Consider the following 18,410-nt stretch of genomic DNA (forward strand, 5'->3'; position numbering starts at 1 on the left):
GATGCGCCACTCGAGCGTGGCGAGTCTGAAGGACGGTAACGCGCCGACGGCACGAGAAACTGCTCCCCGAGCAATGTCCTGATCGGCAGCGTCCGCAGGCTTCGCCTACGGAGACTGGGCTTGAGACTGTGTGCCGGGTCTGCGGGCTGGACGTCGGCGAGGTGTGCTTCGACGAGCACGGCCTGGCCGTGTTCGTCATCGATGGGTGCTGCGGGACCGAGTCCGGCATCGGAGGCGACCCCGTGACTCACGCACGGCACCTTCGTGACCGTTGGCTCGATGCCGGATCTGCATGGTTCGAGCCCAAGCACCGACCGGCCGGTTGGGAACTGCGCAAGGAGCTGCACCATGTTCCGCCGAGCTGGCGCTGACTTCGATGGCCTGTCAGTTCACCGTCGGAATGCGGGAAGTCCGGCGACGGAATGCGTACGAGCTGGTTAGCACTCGTATACTCGTGCCGGCTCATGCGGGGGAAGGTGGCGACAGTGAAGCTTGCCGAGGCACTGGCAGAACGTGCGGAAGCGACGCGCCGTGTAGAGCAGCTGCGAGCGCGCGTCGTCGACAGTGCGCGGTACCAGGAAGGGGAGACACCCGCCGAGGACGCGGCTCAACTGTTGGCTGAGGCCGGTGAGGTACTGGACGCTCTGGAAACGTTGATCCGGCGGATCAACCGGACCAATGCCACCGTGGAGATGGGTCCGGACGGCACGCTCACCGATGCCCTCGCACGCCGGGATGTCCTGCGGTTGCGTCACTCCGTGGTCACCGCAGCGGCGGACGCGGCGGCGGGTAAGGGCGAGCGGGGATACGGCCGGCAGCTTCGGTCCGAGCTGATGATGCTCTCCGCACTTCCGGTCGCGGAGCTGCGCGGTCAGGCGGATGCACTCGCCCGGGAGATCCGAGAGGTCGATGTGCGGATCCAGCGTACGAACTGGGAGGTCGATCTGCTGGACTGAGCAGTCCAGCCGGTTGGAACGATGTGGAGCAGGTAGCAGCTTCGGAGGCGTGCACACACCGAGGGCCGGCGGTCTTCCGGCCCACTCCTGGTGCGTGAAGGGCAACGCTGGGGTTCGACTCCCCATTAACAGTGCAGCTCAGCACCGCGTACAGGTAACGGTGCATTTCGCACAGCACATCACCACGTGCAGGTCCGAGGCGGCGAGGGCGGGTTCGGGGCTTTCCACATCGCAGCACCACCCTCTGAGCCGTCGGGCGGGTTCAGGTTGTCACCGAAGTACGGAAGCTACATCGTCACTCCGAGCCCGGTAGACGGTCACGACCCCGGCTACAGCATCGACTTCGATCGTCCGGTGATCCTCAGCCGGACAGCTCCTCTCGGTGGAGCCGGGACCATCCCCGTGGGTACGGGGAGCAGACTGCCTGACCTGCGCCGTTCCACGGCATGCGGGAACTCCTGCGAGCAGAGAAGGACGCGGGTCCTGCGCAATGCTCGCCGCCCATCCGCCGTGAGCGCTTGCCGAGTCGCCTGCGCGGGGGCCCTGTCGGGTCGGATGCCGCTCGCGTACGCCGCTGTCCGGCTCCCCCCTCTCACGCCATGCAGCGAGAGAGAGGTAGCACCACTGGACGCTTGACCCTCACGTGGCGTCATGCCGCATGGTCTGTCACGTGGAAGAGCATCTGACCGTGGGACGTGTGGCCGAGCTCGCCGGCGTGAGCGTCCGCACCCTGCATCACTATGACGAGATAGGCCTCGTCCAGCCGTCCGCGCGGACCGGGTCCGGGTACCGGGCCTACTCGGCGGCCGACGTGGAGCGTCTGCGGGAGGTGCTCGGTTACCGGCGGCTGGGCTTCGGACTGCGTGTGATCGCGGAACTCGTGGACGACCCGGCCAGCGACGCGGTCGCGCACCTGCGCCGGCTGCGCGGCCTGCTGGTGGACCAGCGCGACCGTGCTGCCGCCATGGTGACGGCCATCGACAACGAACTGGAGGCGCGGGCCATGGGGATCAGAACGTCACCCGAGGAGCAACTCAAGGCGTTCGGAGCGCAGTTGTACGAGTCCATCGGCTCCGCCTACCCCGCGACGCGGCGCACCGAGCCGCGGATCGCCGCGAGGATCTGGGAGGCGCTCGGAGACGCCCGGACCGTCCTGAACGTCGGGGCCGGCACCGGTTCCTACGAACCACCGGACCGTGAGGTCACGGCGGTGGAACCGTCGGCGGTCATGCGGGCGCAGCGTCCTGTGGGCGCGGCGCCCTGCGTGGCCGCGAGTGCGGAGCGTCTGCCGTTCGCCGACCAGTCCTTCGACGCCGCCATGGCGGTGAGCACCGTTCACCACTGGCCGGACCCGATCGCCGGGCTGCGCGAGATGCGGCGGGTCGCCCGCCGCGTGGTGGTGTTCACCTACGACGCCAGTACGACCGGTTGGCTGGAGCGGTTCTGGCTCACCCGCGACTACCTGCCCGAGTTCGCCGACCTTCTCTCGGGTTGGCCGTCGCTCGCCGACATGACCCGCGCGATCGAGGGGCGCGCGGAGCCGGTGCTCATCCCCTGGGACTGCTGCGACGGCTTCTTCGAGGCCCACTGGCGTCGGCCCGAGGCCTACCTGGACGAGCAGGTACGCCGTGGGGTGTCGGTGTGGACCAGGGTCGGGCCGCAGGCCGAGCAGCGGGCGGTGAACGGCCTCCGCGAGGACCTCGCCTCGGGCCGGTGGGCCGAACGCAACCGCGACCTCGTCGCGCTCGACGCGGCAGAGCTGGGCCTGCGTCTGCTCGTGGCCTGATCTCCCCCACCACCGGGCCCGGACGAGGATCTCTCCGCCAGACGGCAGGAGAGGGCGGAGCCCTCTTCCGACGCCTGGCCGCCTTCTTCTCTTCATCCCGCTTCCGGCAGGTGGGGTGCACTGCCGCGGTCGGCAACCCGCCTTCCGCGTCTGCTGATGGGTTCATGCACAGGCGGAGTGGGCCCGGCCGGCAGCGACCGGCCGGGCCTTCAGCGCGCGGTGGGGTTCAGGAATGGTTCTCCGTCCGTGAGGGCCGCACGCATTCGATGAGGTAGTCGCCGGTGGCGGGGTCCATGGTGACGCCATGGGTCTCGCTGTGGAAGCCGGGGAAGGCGCGGTCGAAGGCTTCGAGGGCGCCGAGGTAGCGCAGGAGTGGGCCGTCGGCGGCGCCGATGGCCTCGCCGGGCATCAGGACGGGGATGCCCGGCGGGGTGACGGTGACCATCGCGGCGGCGACGCGGCCGGCCGCCTCGGCCAGGGTCAGGCGTTCGGTCCCGCCCCGGATCAGGCGCTGGTAGCAGTGCTGCGGGGGTGCGACCGGCTCGGGAAGCTCGCGGAAGGCCGTGTCGAGGGCGTCGATCAGCTCGGACTCGGTGAGGTGTTCGTGCATGTCCTGGCACAGCTGCTTGAGGGTGAGGCCGGTGTAGCGGTGCGGATGGGCGTCCACGAGGGCGGGCAGCACCTCCTGGAGCGGAGCATCGCCGTCGTAAAGGGCCTTGAAGTCCATCAGGGCGTCCATGAGGGTGCCCCACTTGCCCTTGGTGATGCCCATGGAGAACAGGATGAGCGTGCTGTAGCTGTCGGTCTTCTCCACGACGATGCCACGGGTGGCGAGGTAGGCGGTCAGGATGCGCGCCGGGATACCCCAGTCACCGGTGTCACCGGTCGCGGTGACGCCGGGGCAGGTGAGGGTCACCTTGACCGGGTCGAGCATGCAGTAGCCCTCGGTCAGGCCCTCGAAGCCGTGCCAGTCGGCGCCGGGCTCCAGCTGCCAGCAGCGTGGGTCCGACGCGAGCAGGGAGGGCGGGGCGTCGACGAAGTCGATGCGCTCGCCGGTGGCGGGATCGGTCACGGTGTCGGGCTGCCAGACGCCGAAGAACCAGCCGGGCCGGTCGCCCGCGGCGGCGATGCGGCGGCCCGTGCGTACGACGGCCCGGCGGAAGCGGATGGCCTCGGTGATCGCCTCGTCGATCAGCGACTGTCCCTGGGGGCCGTCCATCATGGCGGTCGCGATGTCCAGCGAGGCGATCGCGGGATACAGCGGCGAGGTGGTGCCATGCATCATGAACGCCTCGTTGAACCGCTCGTGCTCGACCGGCGCGCGCGGCGAGGGTTTGACGTGCACCATCGCGGTCTGGGAGAGCGCGGCGAGCAGCTTGTGCGTGGACTGGGTCGCGAAGACCGTGGGCCGCATCGGGTCGTCGAGGGTGTCGGGGCCGACCGCCATCCCGTACCGGCCCGCGTACAGCGGGTGGAAACGGGCGTACGCGAACCACGCCTCGTCGAAGTGCAGCCGCGGCGTGCTGGGCGCCAGCGCACGGGCGACCTCGACCGTGTCGTAACACAGCCCGTCGTAGGTGGAGTTGGTGAGCACGGCGTACTGCGCCTGCGGAGAGAGGGCCTCCGCCGCAAGCGGGTGCTCGGCGATGCGTGCGGTGACCGCGTCCGCGTCGGTGCGGGCCGGGGGCAGCGGGCCCGCGAGTCCGTATCCGTTACGGGTCGGGACCAGATAGACGGGGCGTGCGCCGGAGATCACCAGGCCGTGCAGCACGGACTTGTGGCAGTTGCGGTCCACCAGGGCGATCTCGTCGCGCATCACGCTGAAGTGGCCGACCATGCGGTCGGCCGTCGAGTCCCCGTGCAGCACGAAGTACGTGCGCTCGGCGCCGAAGACGCGGGCGGCGTTGCGCTCGGCCTCACCGATCGGACCGCTGTGCTCGAACAGCGAGCCCAGGTCCCCGACCGAGATCGACAGATCCGTACGGAACAGCCGCTCGCCGTAGTAGTCGAAGAAGGCCCGGCCCGCCGCCGACTTCAAGAACGCCACCCCGCCGGCGTGCGCCGGTGTGTGCCACGAGTACTGGTGCGCGTCGTCGAAACGACGAAGCGCCTTGAAGAACGGCGGCAGCACACCGTCCCGGTACGCGCGCGCCGCGGCGGCCACCCGCCCCGCGATGAAGGCGGGCGTGTCCTCCAAGGCCCAGACATAGCCCGTGACCACCTCGGCGACCCAGAGCGGGAGCTGCTCGAACTCGCCTTCCGAGTCCTGGGGCATCAGCAGGAACACGGGCAGGTCCTTGAACCGCTGCCCGATCGCCGTCAGGACCTCCGCCCCGCCGCCTTCCGGGGTGCCGGGTGCGGCCTGCGGGTCCAGGTCCCAGGCGACGAGGGCTCCGGCGAGTCCTGCCTCCGTGCGCAGCACGGCCTGTGCGTCCCGGGCGTCGGCCGCCCACCGCACCAGTAAGCCCTGGCTCTCCAGTTCCTTGCCGATCCTCCGCAGTTGTTCACTGACCGCTCCGGCGCGCGCACCCGATTCCCGCGTCGCCAACAGAACCGTTCCTGTGCCCATGACCTGCCTTCCCTCACCATGTTGCCGATGTATGCCACGTACGTAACCGGTCAACGCGGTGCGGTGACATCGGTGTTCGAGAGAACTCACCCGATGGAGGCGGCGACGATCGACTTTCACCCGGGCCGCCTGGCGGGCCGCGGTGCGGAAGCCCGCCCGGTCAGGCCCGGTTGTCCGACTACGACGTGGAGCGGGGTCACCCTGCGGCCGCGGCAGAGCCTCCGGCCGCGTGGCACTCGCGGGCAGCGCCGGCCACAGGCGCGCCTCGTGCGCGTCGGTCGGTACGACCGGGGCGGCGCGGGCCCGGAGCCGCGACAGGGCATGGCCGGCGCGACAGCGCACGAGCCTCCCCGCGCGGAGCCAGTGCCCGCCGCCCAGCAGGACCGGGGAACGTCGACGTCGTCTCCGGCCGCGCCACCGCAGTGATCGTCATCGATCCGAGGTGCGGACCAGAGGTTTCACGATGTCATCAGCACCGTGTTCGTCCACCGGACGATCGAAGATCTGCTGGACGGTGTGCCGCTGCTTCGTCGGCGCGTCCGGATCCGCGCGGCCGCGGGTTCTCGTCGGCCAGCGGCTTGTGTGGAACACCAGCCGCACCGGCGGGGTGTAGGTCGGTGCCTGAGGAGGCACCCGCTGTTCCGAGCCAGAGGAAGGGCCGTTCGCGGGGCGATTGTTGGCCGGGCTCCGTCCTGCTCCTGCGCGGCCGGGCCTCTAGCATTCAATCGCTCCCGCTCGTACCGGCGGGGCTTCCGCAGTAGGTCCGTGACGGCCGCCCGGCTCTGTGGCGCGCCGCACCCCCCAGCCCGCGACCGGGCCGCTCCCATGCGCCCGCGCTCGCCCGGCACCGAAGCAGCACTGGATGGGAGAACCATGAGAATCCCCTCACTGGTGAGCGGAACGATCATCGCCCTGTTCGCCTCGGTCCTGCCCGCACAAGCAAGCCCCTCGTCGATCGCCGACCCGCCCCCGGACAGGATCGTCATCGACATCGCCACGGTGAACGGCTCCGGCTGTCCCCTGGGGAGCGCCGCCGTCGCCGTGTCCGAGGACAACACCGCCTTCACCGTCACCTACAGCGAGTACCTGGCGCAGGCGGGCGGCGCCTCCTCCCCCACCGCAGCCCGCAGGAACTGCCAGCTCAACCTTCTGGTGCATGTGCCCCAGGGGTTCACCTACGCCATCGCCAGCGCCGACTACCGCGGCTATGCGTCTCTCCGGCCCGGAGCGAGCAGCACCGAGAAGGCTTCGTACTACTTCCAGGGCTCGCCGAGCACCGCATCCCGGGTGCATACCTTCCGAGGCCCGTACGAGGACAACTGGCAGGCCACTGACGACACCGACTGGGCGCAGCTGGTGTGGGCGCCCTGCGGTGTGCAGCGGAACTTCAACATCAACACCGAGCTCCGGGTGAACGCCGGCACGTCCGACCCGGCCACCACCAGCTACATGACCATGGACTCCACCGACGGTGACATCAGCACCGTCTACCACCTCGCGTGGAAGGCGTGCCCCAAGGGCTGACACCGTGCCCGGCCCGGCCGGACTCGCCCTTCCCCGGCCGGGCCCCTTGCTCTGCTTCCCGAGCGCACTGCCCCGAAGACGCGGGAAACACTCCATGGTGAGCGTGGCGGACCCGGCCTTCACCACGACATCCACAAGCCGACGCCGGCCGACGAGGTCGGACTGGAAGTCGATGAGCCAGTCGCCCGTCGATCGGCTTGGATCCGGGCCCCGCGGACGCGAGAGCAAGACTCACCGGCCCTGGTCGATGAACGGCCCGCCCAACGGTTGCCCGGCAAGCTCCTTGGTCCGCTCTTCCCGTGCTCGGTCGACGTACCAGAGTTCCCGACGGCCGGGTGGGTTGCCTGGCGCGGGATCCCCCGCGAGACAACTCGGCCGCGGTGCCCACGGCATGATCCCGCCGCGCCGGCGCCGGCGATCACCAGCAGGGCCTTGCCGTAGTTGAGGAAAGCCTCCTGCGGAGCGGCCGACAGGCCGTAAAGGTCCTGGCACAGCTCGCTCATCGGCAGCATCTGCGTCGTGGCGCTCACGCCTCATCCTTCTCATTCCGGCCGGCCTCGTCTCGGATGACACCCGGCCCCCGGAAGCCGGTATCGACGGCGAAGGACTCGGTGTTGCCCCGACGCGTCACCTGAGTTCGTCCACATACCGGTCCGTTCCAGGCACCGTCGGGATGAACGGGGCCACCAGCTCGATGCGGCCGAGCCCGCCCGCGTCGAGCCCGGTGAAGTGCTCCTCCCAGCACTCGCGCGGGTCCGCCTCCAGGAACCAGAGCAGCGTGAGCCGGGTGTCGACGCCCTCGACCTGCTTCACATAGGTCATGCGGTCGCCGGGCAGCGGGGTCGGCCGGAAGACGGTCACCATCGCCGCCGGGGAGCCCGCGACCCGGCGGGGGAGCTCCCGGGAGCGCAGCCACTCCAGGAGCTCGGCCCGCTTCCCCTCGTTCTCGGCGTCGATCACCTGCAGGACGAGGCCGCGATACGGGTGGTCCAGGGCGTGGAAGTCCCGGGGGCCCGCGGCGCCGTCACGGTAGACGGTGACTTCGTGGTCCTGGAACGACGTGAAGACGTGGGTCCGGGCCTGGTGGACCCGGGCATCGCGGTTCAGCCGCTTGTTGATCCCGACCGTCCACTTCATGTGGTCGGCGTAGCGGCCCTCGGTGATCCAGTACGTGGAGATGTAGGCGCCCGCGGTGACCGGCTGGGCGACCGCGGACTTCTCGGGGTAGCGCAGCTCCTGGAGTTCGCGGGTGGCGACCCAGCGCCGGCCGGCGTACATCCAGGGCATGGCCATCGCGCCGGCGTAGTAGTGGTCGTCCTCGTACCAGCGGTTGTACGCGTACTCGTGGCCCGGATGCGGCTCCACCATGGTGATCAGCGCGTGGCCGGGGCGCACGCCGTACGGACCGACGGCGGCCAGCTCCGCGTACGTCTCGCTGTGGGTCTCCTCGCTCACTCCCGTACCCCTTCCCGTGTCTTCCCCTGTCGGTGACCACCCCCTACCCTGACGGACCGTCAGATGAATGCACAGGGCCGGGGAGGCCGCGATGCTGCTTCAGGGAAAGACGGTCGTGGTGTCGGGCGTCGGCGCCGGGCTCGGGCACCGGGTGGCCGAGACGGTGGTACGGGACGGAGGCAACGCCGTCCTCGGCGCGCGCACCGGGGCCAACCTCGCCAAGGCGGCCGCCGAGATCGACCCGGACGGCGCCAGGACCGCGTACCGGCCGACCGACATCACCGACGAGGACCAGTGCGAGGCGCTCGCCGCGCTCGCCGTGGAGCGCTTCGGCGGGATCGACGCGGTGGTGCACGTGGCCGCCTGGGACTCGTACTTCGGGGGCCTGGAGGACGCCGACTTCGGCACCTGGCAGGGCGTCCTGGACGTGAACCTGCTCGGCACGCTGCGGATGACCAGGGCCTGCCTGCCCGCCCTCAAGCGGCTGGGCGGTTCCGTGGTCCTGATCGGCACGCAGTCGGCGGTGGCGGCGCCCTCTCAGGTGCGGCAGGCGGCGTACGCGGCGTCGAAGGGGGCGCTGACCTCGGCGATGTACTCGCTGGCCCGCGAGCTCGGGCCGCACCGGATCCGGGTCAACACGGTGCTGCCGGGCTGGATGTGGGGGCCGCCGGTGCAGGCGTACGTACAGCTCACGGCGCACACCGAGCAGGTGCCGGAGACCGAGGTGCTGGCCCGGCTCACCGATCGGCTGGCGCTGCCGGACCTGGCGACGGACGGGGACGTGGCGGAGGCGGCGGCCTTCCTCGCCTCGGACCGGGCGCGGGCGATCACCGGACAGTCGCTGCTCGTCAACGCCGGGGAACTGATGCGCTGACCGACACCGCCACCCCTCGCCGTCAGACGTGCCACCCGTGGCAACATCCCCGCGCACGCGGGGAACAGGGCGGGACCGTCGAGGGCGGCGCTCGTCCGGCGGGCCTTCACCGTCTTCGGCGCCGTGCGACGATAGCGTTGATCAGGCCGGATCACCGGCCGGGTCGCGACCGGAAGGAAAGTGTCCGAGATGAGCGAGCCCCGAGTCCTCCTCGCCGGCCGCGGGCTGGTCGAGGCACCGCGCTGGCACGACGGCCGGCTGTACTTCTCCGACTGGTCGGCGGGCGAGGTCCTGGCCGTCGACCTCGCGGGTACGAGCGAGGTCATCGCACGGGTGAAGTCGCTGCCCCTGTGCAGCGCCTGGCTCCCGGACGGCCGGCTGCTCGTGGTCTCCTCACCGGACGGTCGGCTGCTCGTACGGGACGCCGACGGGTCGCTGTCCCTCTACGCCGACCTCGGCAGGCCCGGCTGGAACGACATCGTGGTGGACGGCCGCGGGAACGCCTACGTGAACCGGCTCGGCTACAACCCGATGGCCGGGGAGGAGTTCCGGCCCGGTTCGGTCGCGCTGGTCACGGCGGACGGGACGGTACGCGAGGCCGCGGGCGGCTTCGCGTTCCCCAACGGGATGGCGGTGACCCCGGACGGCTCGACGCTCATCGTGGCGGACTCCCACCGCAGCGAACTCGTGGCGTTGGACATCGGCGCCGACGGCGGCCTGTCCGGGCGGCGGGTGTGGGCGGGCCTGGACGGTGCGGCGCCGGACGGCATCTGCGCCGACGCGGAGGGCGCGGTGTGGTACGCCGACGTGCCGAACCGGCGGTGCGTGCGGGTCGCGGAGGGCGGCTCGGTTCTGCAGACGGTCGCCCTGGACCGCGGCGCCTTCGCCTGCGCCCTCGGCGGGCCTGAGCGAAGGACCCTGTTCGTGACGGCCGCCGAGTGGCGCGGCATGGGCGTCGACGAACTGGTCGCACCGGGATCCGGGCAGGTGCTGGCCGTCGAGGTCGAAGTACCGGGGGCGGGATGGCCGTGACCGGGCGCCAGGGCACGCCCGGGCCGAGGGCGATCTACCGAACCATGCCGCCGCCGAAGGGCCCCTCCCCGTCACGAGGGACACAGGCTTCCGGCTCTGCTCGACGGCCAGATGCGGCGTGGGCCGTACTCGATCGGCGCGTCACGGCACGGAACACCGGCAGCTCACTGCTCGTCCGTGAGGTCTCCCCTCCGCGGTCACGACCGTCCTACCTCGGGCGGACTCCGTCCAGGAGGTTGTTCACGAGCGCGACGACGAAGTCGTCGGTGACAGGTTCGTCGGGGATGAGCAGTCGGTGATAGACGGCGCCCCAGAGCTGGTCGACGAGGACCTGCACGTCGATGCCGGTGTGGATCTGGCCGAGTTCCTGAGCCCGGTGGAGGCGCTCCGCCGCCAGCCGGCGCCGGTGTGAGGAGTACAGCTTCCGGTAGGCGGTGGCCAGGTCCTCGTCGGTCTGTGACGCGCCGATCAGCTCGGTCAGTACGCGCCCGCCCGGGGTGTGGGTCATCACGTGGGCGAAGGCGCGGAGTTGGGTGAGCAGGTCGGCGCGGATGTCTCCGGTGTCGGGGAAGGCGAGCGTCTGCTCGACCGCGTGGAAGTAGCCGTCCAGGGCGAGCGCTCCTCTGGAGGGCCACCATTTGTAGAGGGTGGTCTTGCTGACGCCAGATGCCCTGGCGATGCGTTCGAAGGTGAGGTCGGCGATGCCTTCGGTGAGCAGGAGGTCGCCGACGGTTCGCAGGACGTCCGCCCGGACCTCGTCCGCGGGTCGGCGCCCTCGTCCGCGGCCTCTGCCCTCCTTGGCGATGGGGCCGTTCGCCTTGTCGACCATGTGTGCTCCTGCTCGGTTGCCGGGGGTGATGTCGGTTTCCGTCGAGGCCGGCGTCATGGGTGAACGCGGCGGCGCGTCGGCGTCCCTGCGGTCGGTCGCCTCGATGAACGCCTGGGGGACGGCCGGGGTTTCGATGCTGGTCATGCTGATCGCCTCGGTGGTGTCGGGCGCCAGGGCGGGACGACCGGCGTCGCTCCCCGTCCCGGGCCCGGGGTGTCAGCGCTGGACGGTGAGCAGGTCGGCGAGGTCGATGCGGGTGAGGAATTCACGGCGGATGCGGTCGGCGACCTCGGAGACCTCCTCGGATCCGTCGTCGGCGGGGTCGATGTGGACGCGGAAGGGGCGCTGTCCGGCGGGCAGGGCGACGATGCGGGCGATCTCGTCGGAGACCAGCGCCGCGGTCACGCCCTGGGGGGCGAGGGCGGCGAGTTTGGCCGCCACCTGGTCCATCAGGCCGGCGTACCTGGTCTCGTACTCGGCCTCGACGGCGGTGTCGTCGGGGCGGCCGGAGTGGGCGAAGTGGTTGGTGCCGCTGGTGAACGAGCCGGGAACGACGATCGAGGTCTCCACGCCCCAGCGGGCGAGTTCGCCGGCGTAGGACACCGCCAGGGAGTCCATGCCGGCCTTGGCGGCGAAGTAGGGGGCGAGGTAGGGCGGGGTGCCGCCCTTGACGCTGGTGCTGGACACCCAGACCACCAGTCCTTGTCCGCGCCGGCGCATGCCCGGCAGCGCGGCGCGGTTGACGCGCTGGGTGGACAGCACGTTCACGTTGTAGAGCTCGGCGAGTTGGTCGGGGGTGAACGCCTCAGCCGCTCCTGTCACCATGTGCCCGGCGTTGTGGATCAGCACGTCGATGTGGCCGTGCTCGGCCTCGATCCGCCTGATGGCGGTGTCGACCGAGTCCTGGGCATTCACGTCGAGCTCGATGGAGCGCAGGTCGACGTCGTGCTCGTGGGCGTAGTCGGCGGCGGCCCGGACCTGGGGCGCGTTGCGGCCGGCGGTCTGGCGCATGCCGGCGTAGACCGTGTGGCCTGCGTCGGCCAGCGCGCGGGCGGTCAGGGCCCCGAAACCGCTGGAGGCGCCGGTGATGACGACGACGTTGCCGGTGATGGACATGGACCTGGTTCCTTTCGACAGTGCGGGCAAGGCCGGATGATGCGGGGACACGGGGTTACGGGGATACGGGGTTACGGGGATACGGAGGTCAGGCGAGGCCGCCGTTGGTGTAGAGGATCTGTCCGTTGACCCAGCGCGCGGGGCCGGCGAGGAACGAGACGACCTCGGCGATGTCCTCGGGCCGGCCCAGCCGCTCGAGCGGGGTCGCCTTGGCGAAGTTCGCGACGGTGGCGTCGTCCTTGCCGTCCAGGAACAGCGGTGTGGCGGTGGGGCCGGGGGCGACGGCGTTGACGGTGATGTCCCGGCCGCGCAGCTCACGGGCCAGGGTGAGGGTCAGACCCTCGACCGCGGCCTTGCTCGCGACGTAGGCGCCGTAGGCCGGCAGCTGGGTGCGCACCACCGACGTCGAGAAGTTGACGATCGCACCACCCGGGCGAACACTGCGCGCCGCCTGCTGGGAGACGACGAATGTGCCGCGGATGTTCGTGCGGTGCATCCGGTCCAGGTCGGCGAGGTCGAATGTCGCGATCGGGCCCAGGATCATGATGCCCGCGGTGTTCACGACCACGTCGACGCCGCCGAAGGCCGCCTCGACCGCGTCGAACGCCGCGCGCATCGCACTCTCGTCTGCGACGTCGCCGCCCACCGCGAGGGCACTGCCACCGGCCGCGGTGATCGCGGACACGGTCTCCTCGGCCCTGGCCTTGTTGCCCGCGTACTGCACGGCGACCGCGAGACCGTCCTGGGCGAGCCGCTCGGCCACGGCACGGCCGATTCCGCCCGAGCCGCCGGTGATCAGCGCGACGCGCTTGGTGACGGGGGTACTCATGACTGTTCTCCTTCCGGTCCAACAAATGAACGACACATACATATAAGCACGTAATGAACGCACCGTCCATATCGGCGGCGGGATTCTTCAGAACGAGCGAGAACGATCCCCCCTCCTCGCCACGCCAGGACGGGAAGGGGCACGGGAAGGTTAAGGAATGGGCTAAGTTTTGGGTTAAGGAGTATCGGGTCCTGACGTGAAGGTGCAGGGGATGGCGTCCGAGGAAGAGCTGTTCGCGTCCGTCGACGCTCTGTTGAACGAGGAGCCGCAGCTCCCGCCTCCGGCGGAGCGCGCCCGGCTGCGTGAGGCCGCCGGCATCACGCAGGCCCGCCTGGCGACCGCGCTGAAGACGACGACCCAGTCGGTGAAGAACTGGGAGAACGGCCGGAGCGAGCCGAAGTCGCCGCGCCTGGATGCCTACCAGCGACTGCTGAACGGATGGGCGGCGAAATATCCCACCCGCGGTGCGGCCTCGGCTGTTACGCCGGCGGCGGCAGCGGCGTGCGATGAACCGGCGGCATCCGAGGCGGAGACGGCCGACGCCCCGCAGGCTGTCACCGTTCCGGCCACGGGGCCGGCACGTCCCACCACCCGGTCAGCACGTCCCGCCACCCGGCCGGCCGCGGCATCACAGCGTCCGGCCGCGAAGAAGGCGGCGAAGCCCGTAGCCGATCCTCGGTTCCCGCACGGCCCGCTCGCCGTCCTTGACGGTGACGGCTCCGCGTACGGCATCGACGGCATCGTGCTCGACTGCCCGGCCTCCACCGTGGTGGAGCTGGTGGAGTGGACCCTCAAGGAGTCCGGCCTCGGTGCGCCGAAACTCAACCGCCACGGCAAGGACTCCGACCCTCTGATCGTGCTCACGGCGGCGGCCGCGGTGAGGCTCGGGCTGCCGGAGCGTCTGGAAGGCCACGAGCAGCGCCGCTCCCTGCGTCTGCCGGAGGACCACCCGGTCGTCAAACAGGTGGGACGTGCGAAGTGGCAGCTCACGCAGCGCGGGTTCGGCCCGTGGGCGCGGATCTACCGCAAGGCACAGGGCCGCGAGCGGCAGTGCGTGCAGCTGGCCATCCTGTCGTGGGACGCCCTCGACGAGCGCTCCTGGCCCGACGTGAGCGGGATGGAGCCGGCCGACATCGCCCGCGTACTCGGGGTGTACGCCCAGCGGGTCATCACCCCGCGCGGATCCACGGCCGTCTCGGGCCTGGAGCTGATGACAGCACTGCGCCCGCCGACGAAGCCGGAACGCGACGAGAAGACCGGCAACTGGACCTCCGGCCACAACCCGGGTTCGCTCGGGACGGAGCCGATGGACCCGGCGCCGCCGGAGGCGCCCCCGGAGCACCCTGTCGTCGTTCAGTCCGGCTGGAGTGGCGGGTTCCTCAACGAGGAGGCGTACCAGTGGGTGCGGTCGGTGGACTCGCTCAGCGACGAGGAGTGCCTGCTGCCCTTCGCGGTCGGCCTGGACCTCAACACCGCCTTCCTCGCGGCCGCGGCCCGCCTGGTCGTCGGCCTGTCCGCCCCGGATCACTTCCACAACGTGAAGTTCAACCCGAAGATCCCCGGGAGCTGGCTGGTCGACCTCTCCTCCATCGAGCTGGACCCGCGCCTGCCCTCGCCGTTCACGCCGGACGGCTCCCGTCCGGCGGGCCCCGCCTGGTACCAGACGTACACCGTCGCCTACGCCCAGGAGCTCGGCCACGACGTCCATCCGATGGAGGCGTACCTGCGCCGCGAGACCGGGGCGTACCTGGACCCGTGGCACGACCGGCTCAAGAACGCGTACGTCGACACGCTCGCCGACCTCGGTGTCACCAAGGACCTGGACGACGCGGGGTTCCTCGCCGCGATGGAGCGGCACAAGCAGGCCGACCCGGCCCTGGCCGCCGTCCTCGCGGCCATCAAGGCCACCGTGAAGGGCGGCATCGGCAAGCTCCGCGAACGCCCGCAGGGCCGCCGCTACAAGGAGGGCGAGCGGTGGCCGGCTCTGGAGCGGCCGACCTGGCGCCCCGACATCCGGGCTGCCGTCATCTCCAAGGCACGGGTCAACATGCACCGCAAACTGCTGAACATGGCCCGGATGACGGGCCTGTACCCGCTCGCCGTGCTGTCCGACTGCGTGGTCTACCCCTCGCCGGGCGCCTCGCCGCTGGACTTCCTGCCCTACGCCGCGTCCGGCAAGATCCAGCCCGGCGGGTTCCGCCTCGGGCCCACGCCGGGCCTGGCCAAGCTGGAGGGCGTCCAGTCGATGCTCTGGGCGGTGGAACTGATGGAGCAGGGCCTGAACCCGGCCCGCCACATCAAGGGCGGCGACGCCGTCCTCGAGGACGGGGAGTAGACCATGGGCGAGATCGACGACGCCATCGAGCGCGCCGACCGCGAGGCGTTCACCAAGGCCCCGCCCAAGACGCTCAAGGGCCAGATCGGCTTCCTGATCAAGCAGTTCGGCAGCGCGAAGGCCGTCGCGGCGCAGATCGGCGTCACCGCCGACTCCGTCAACCGCTACCGGCGCGGGGCCCGCAAGCACGCCCGCCCCGACATCGCCGCGAAGATCGACGACGCCGTACGGCAACGGTGGCAGCCGCTGGTGCGCAGACGCCGGCAGAAGAAGGCCGCCACCACCGGTGGGATCACCGTGGAGACCAGGGCCCGCTTCGGCTACACCGCGCCGGTCGGCACCACCGACGACGGAAGATTCCGCCGCCTCACCGTGCACCTCCCCCCGGCTTACGCACAACGCCTGTTCGACGCCCGCGACACGGGCGCCGGCGACCAGGAGTTGCGCGGGATCATCGCCGAGGGATTCAAGGAGATCTACTTCCAGGACAGCGGCGGTCGCGCCACAGCACTCTCCGACGTCACCCTCAACGACATCGACTACCTCGACCTCGACTACTGACCCGGACAGCAGCCACCGGGCCCCAGCCCCACACCCGTTCCTGTCGCTGAGCACGTCAGTCGGCCCACGCTCATGCGCGTCGGCTCCCTGAGCGGGATGGCCGGCCCGTTCGGCTCTCGCATGGGGACGCCGATCCTGATCACGTGCCAGCGCGGCGGGGCGGTCTAGGCGTACGTGCTGGACTCCAGCTCGTTCGTACTCCTCCTCGTATAGGATCCACGCCGTTCCGGGTGTCCGAGGGGGCCGGAACGTCCCAAGCGCGCCACGTCGCGCCTTCGTCAAGGCAGCTCATCATGCACTCCCGCATCCGCGGCGCTTCACTCGCCGTCCTCAGCGTCTCCTTGATCGTCCTTGCGGCGGCGTGCGCGCCCGGTCCGTCCGCTGACGAGACCAGAGGCGCCGCGCCGTCGGCGCCGCGGTCTCCGGCTGCCCGCCCGGCCCCGGCCGCCGCGACAGCGCCCATGACCGAAGGACAGCGCCAGGCCGCCATGCTGAGCGAGGCCGACCTGCTGGCCGAGTGGCAGAGGCGCGCCCCCGGCGTGGGCCGAAGCGCCTTGGCGGTCAGCGACCCGGTGTGCCGGCCCTTGGCCGGCCTGATGGAAGACGTGCTCTGGGGGCCGGAGGCGACTTCGGGCGCGTGGTTCCGGCACGGTGCGGGTGAAGCCCATATCAGCACCCGGGTCGTGGCCTACTCGGGCTCCGGAGCAATGGACCATGTCGTCCGGGTCCGCGGCGCGCTCGACGAATGCCCCGCCTTCACCACGTCGCTGAAGGGAACCACCATGAACGTGAGCGCCTCGCGACTGCCGGCGCCACGGTTCGCGGCGGGCTCCGAAGCGTTCCGATTGTCAGCGGGGCGTCAAGGCGGGCCCCTGCACCTCCAGGCGGACGTGGTGGTGCTGTCCCACGGGACCGAGGTACTGAGTTTTCAATACACGCCGACCGACCCGTCCGGCCACAAGGACTTCGAGCCGCTGGCTCGGTTGGCAACGGACAAGTTCGTGAAGGCCACCCACGGCTGAACCTCAGCAGTCCCTGTCATCAGGTGCCGCGGGCCCAGCCGCGAGTCCGAGAACTGACGTGGGGAAGCACTCGTTCCGTGCGGCGACATCGGCGACCTCGGCCCGTTCCTCCTCGGGCGGAAGTCGCAGAGGAGGTCGTCGCTCCCCGCTGAAGGCTTCAGTATCGGCGGCGGTTGAGTACGCCGATGAGAGTGGCCAGGTCGGCGGCGCCCGCCGGATCGTCCGCATAGCGGGTGGTCTGGAGCGGGGCGACCTCCGGAAGGACGATGTCCTCGCGGCCCAGGACGTGGACCAGAGTCAGCAGGGCCGCGCGGGCATTGCCGTCGGTGAAGGGGTGGAAGAACGCCACATCGAGGTACGCGCGGGCCGCACGGGCCGCCGGCGGGAGCTCCGTTTCGGTCGCCTCGCGCAGGCAGGCGGCAAAGTCGGCCTGGGTGCGCGGCGTCAGGCCGTAGCGCTCGCGGCCCGATTTCGCGTAGGCGTCGTTCGTGCGGAACGGCGCCTCTGTTTCGCCGAGCACCTCGCATTGCCAGGAGGCCAGCAGGGCGAAGTCCAGTGGGGCTCGGCGCGTGGCATCGGATCGCGCCCGGGCATGGGCTCGGAGGAGGCGCCTCGCACGTACGGGATCGCGTCGGTGGACCGGCCCTTCGCACCAGGCCCGAAAGCCGTCCCGCACCGTCGGTTCCCGCCGCAGAGCTGGCGCGCGGTGCCAGTCGGCCTCACCTCGTACGGACAGCCAGATCGAAAGGCTGTCAGCAGCGGTCATGGAGATCCTCCAGACCTTCCCGTTCACGGTGGTCCTGGTAGGGGGCCTGACCGGTGAGTCCGACGGCGAGGTCCTCGCCGACGGATTCGATCAGCGTCCGCCCCGGGTACACCCAGCTCTCGAAGCGGCCGCCGATCGCGCTCTCCACCGCCTGCTCGGCCTCGGCCCGGCCCATGCCGGTGGTGGCAAGGAACCAGCGCAGAACCCGCGCGGCCTGCCCGTGCCAGCCTCCCTCCGCGCCCGAGTCCAGCGCGTGCGTCACGAGCCGGACACAGGCCCGCTCCAGATGCCAGCTGCGATCCTCGGGAGAGGCCTGCGGCGGTGGCGCCAGCTCCTCGAACCGCTGGGCTGTTCGCTCCAACCACGCACGCCACTCCAGCAGAGCCGCCACGACGCGACCTACGGTCTCATCAGGAGTGGTCACCGAGCTCGCCCCCGTGACCCAGCTGCCGATCGGCCCGCCGTACCGGTAACACCAGTTCCACCCCTGCGCCCAGTCCCCGTAGCGATCTCGGATGATCGCGTCCACCTGGCGTTCACACCAGTGTTCGGCCTGCCACCAGCCCGCCATGCCGGAGAGCACGGGCGGCACCCATTCACGAACCAGCGCACGCAGGTTGCCCTCCTCGTCCTCGTCCCAGTCGAAGGGATGGAGGGCCGGATCGACATCAGCCCAGCTCTCCAGTCCAGTGGCAGGCGGTACGAGGTTCTCAGGCAAGGGCAGGGTGTTCCGGTTGTACGACAGTGTCGGCCGCC

General features: G+C 70.7%; 16 protein-coding genes. 8 read left to right on the forward strand and 8 right to left on the reverse strand.

Features of this window, described 5'->3' with window-relative positions; genetic code table 11:
- Positions 1–485: 485 nt before the first annotated feature.
- Positions 486–956 (forward strand): DIP1984 family protein, encoded by a 471-nt coding sequence (locus AB0C73_RS27450; RefSeq protein ID WP_362535256.1) that lies wholly within the window; start codon positions 486–488, stop codon positions 954–956.
- A 658-nt stretch (positions 957–1,614) separates the two neighbouring features.
- Positions 1,615–2,742 (forward strand): MerR family transcriptional regulator, encoded by a 1,128-nt coding sequence (locus AB0C73_RS27455; RefSeq protein WP_362535258.1) that lies wholly within the window; start codon positions 1,615–1,617, stop codon positions 2,740–2,742.
- 226 nt (positions 2,743–2,968) lie between these two features.
- On the opposite strand, the gene AB0C73_RS27460 is transcribed toward AB0C73_RS27455, so the two are convergent.
- Both AB0C73_RS27460 and AB0C73_RS27465 read right to left on the reverse strand, forming a co-directional pair.
- Entirely contained in the window at positions 2,969–5,311 is a 2,343-nt protein-coding gene (locus AB0C73_RS27460; protein WP_362535261.1) for an Orn/Lys/Arg decarboxylase N-terminal domain-containing protein, read from the reverse strand.
- A gap of 429 nt (positions 5,312–5,740) precedes the next feature.
- A complete protein-coding gene (locus AB0C73_RS27465) occupies positions 5,741–5,911 on the reverse strand; it encodes a hypothetical protein (RefSeq protein WP_362535263.1) in 171 nt (56 codons plus the stop codon).
- A gap of 273 nt (positions 5,912–6,184) precedes the next feature.
- On the opposite strand from AB0C73_RS27465, the gene AB0C73_RS27470 reads away from it, so the two are divergent.
- Positions 6,185–6,835, forward strand: coding sequence for a DUF4360 domain-containing protein (locus AB0C73_RS27470; RefSeq protein WP_362535266.1), 651 nt, complete (start codon positions 6,185–6,187; stop codon positions 6,833–6,835).
- Positions 6,836–7,462: 627 nt separating this feature from the next.
- Here AB0C73_RS27470 and AB0C73_RS27475 read toward each other — a convergent pair.
- Positions 7,463–8,290 carry a hypothetical protein gene (locus AB0C73_RS27475; protein ID WP_362535269.1) on the reverse strand — a complete coding sequence of 276 codons (828 nt, stop codon included), beginning with the start codon at positions 8,288–8,290 and terminating at the stop codon, positions 7,463–7,465.
- A 91-nt stretch (positions 8,291–8,381) separates the two neighbouring features.
- Between AB0C73_RS27475 and AB0C73_RS27480 the strand changes: the two genes are divergently transcribed.
- Entirely contained in the window at positions 8,382–9,164 is a 783-nt protein-coding gene (locus AB0C73_RS27480) for an SDR family oxidoreductase (RefSeq protein ID WP_362535272.1), read from the forward strand.
- 189 nt (positions 9,165–9,353) lie between these two features.
- Positions 9,354–10,196 carry an SMP-30/gluconolactonase/LRE family protein gene (locus tag AB0C73_RS27485; RefSeq protein WP_362535275.1) on the forward strand — a complete coding sequence of 281 codons (843 nt, stop codon included), beginning with the start codon at positions 9,354–9,356 and terminating at the stop codon, positions 10,194–10,196.
- A 208-nt stretch (positions 10,197–10,404) separates the two neighbouring features.
- On the opposite strand, the gene AB0C73_RS27490 is transcribed toward AB0C73_RS27485, so the two are convergent.
- The 3 genes from AB0C73_RS27490 to AB0C73_RS27500 all read right to left on the reverse strand — a co-directional run bounded on the left by AB0C73_RS27490 (position 10,405) and on the right by AB0C73_RS27500 (position 12,970).
- Entirely contained in the window at positions 10,405–11,169 is a 765-nt protein-coding gene (locus AB0C73_RS27490) for a TetR/AcrR family transcriptional regulator (protein WP_362535278.1), read from the reverse strand.
- 72 nt (positions 11,170–11,241) lie between these two features.
- Positions 11,242–12,141, reverse strand: coding sequence for an SDR family oxidoreductase (locus AB0C73_RS27495; RefSeq protein ID WP_362535280.1), 900 nt, complete (start codon positions 12,139–12,141; stop codon positions 11,242–11,244).
- An 88-nt stretch (positions 12,142–12,229) separates the two neighbouring features.
- Positions 12,230–12,970, reverse strand: coding sequence for an SDR family oxidoreductase (locus tag AB0C73_RS27500; RefSeq protein ID WP_362535282.1), 741 nt, complete (start codon positions 12,968–12,970; stop codon positions 12,230–12,232).
- A 211-nt stretch (positions 12,971–13,181) separates the two neighbouring features.
- Between AB0C73_RS27500 and AB0C73_RS27505 the strand changes: the two genes are divergently transcribed.
- The 3 genes from AB0C73_RS27505 to AB0C73_RS27515 all read left to right on the forward strand — a co-directional run bounded on the left by AB0C73_RS27505 (position 13,182) and on the right by AB0C73_RS27515 (position 16,888).
- Entirely contained in the window at positions 13,182–15,305 is a 2,124-nt protein-coding gene (locus tag AB0C73_RS27505) for a helix-turn-helix domain-containing protein (RefSeq protein WP_362535285.1), read from the forward strand.
- A 3-nt stretch (positions 15,306–15,308) separates the two neighbouring features.
- Entirely contained in the window at positions 15,309–15,866 is a 558-nt protein-coding gene (locus tag AB0C73_RS27510) for an XRE family transcriptional regulator (protein ID WP_362535287.1), read from the forward strand.
- 461 nt (positions 15,867–16,327) lie between these two features.
- Entirely contained in the window at positions 16,328–16,888 is a 561-nt protein-coding gene (locus AB0C73_RS27515) for a hypothetical protein (RefSeq protein WP_362535289.1), read from the forward strand.
- 157 nt (positions 16,889–17,045) lie between these two features.
- Here the strand turns inward: AB0C73_RS27515 and AB0C73_RS27520 are convergent, their stop codons facing one another.
- Both AB0C73_RS27520 and AB0C73_RS27525 read right to left on the reverse strand, forming a co-directional pair.
- Positions 17,046–17,654, reverse strand: a complete 609-nt coding sequence (locus AB0C73_RS27520) for a Fic family protein (protein ID WP_362535290.1) — start codon at positions 17,652–17,654, stop codon at positions 17,046–17,048.
- Positions 17,641–18,372, reverse strand: a complete 732-nt coding sequence (locus tag AB0C73_RS27525) for a hypothetical protein (RefSeq protein WP_362535292.1) — start codon at positions 18,370–18,372, stop codon at positions 17,641–17,643. Before AB0C73_RS27525 ends, AB0C73_RS27520 begins: the two co-directional genes overlap by 14 nt.
- Positions 18,373–18,410: the final 38 nt, after the last annotated feature.

The organism is Streptomyces sp. NPDC048623 (genome assembly GCF_040650755.1).
Taxonomy (GTDB): domain Bacteria; phylum Actinomycetota; class Actinomycetes; order Streptomycetales; family Streptomycetaceae; genus Streptomyces.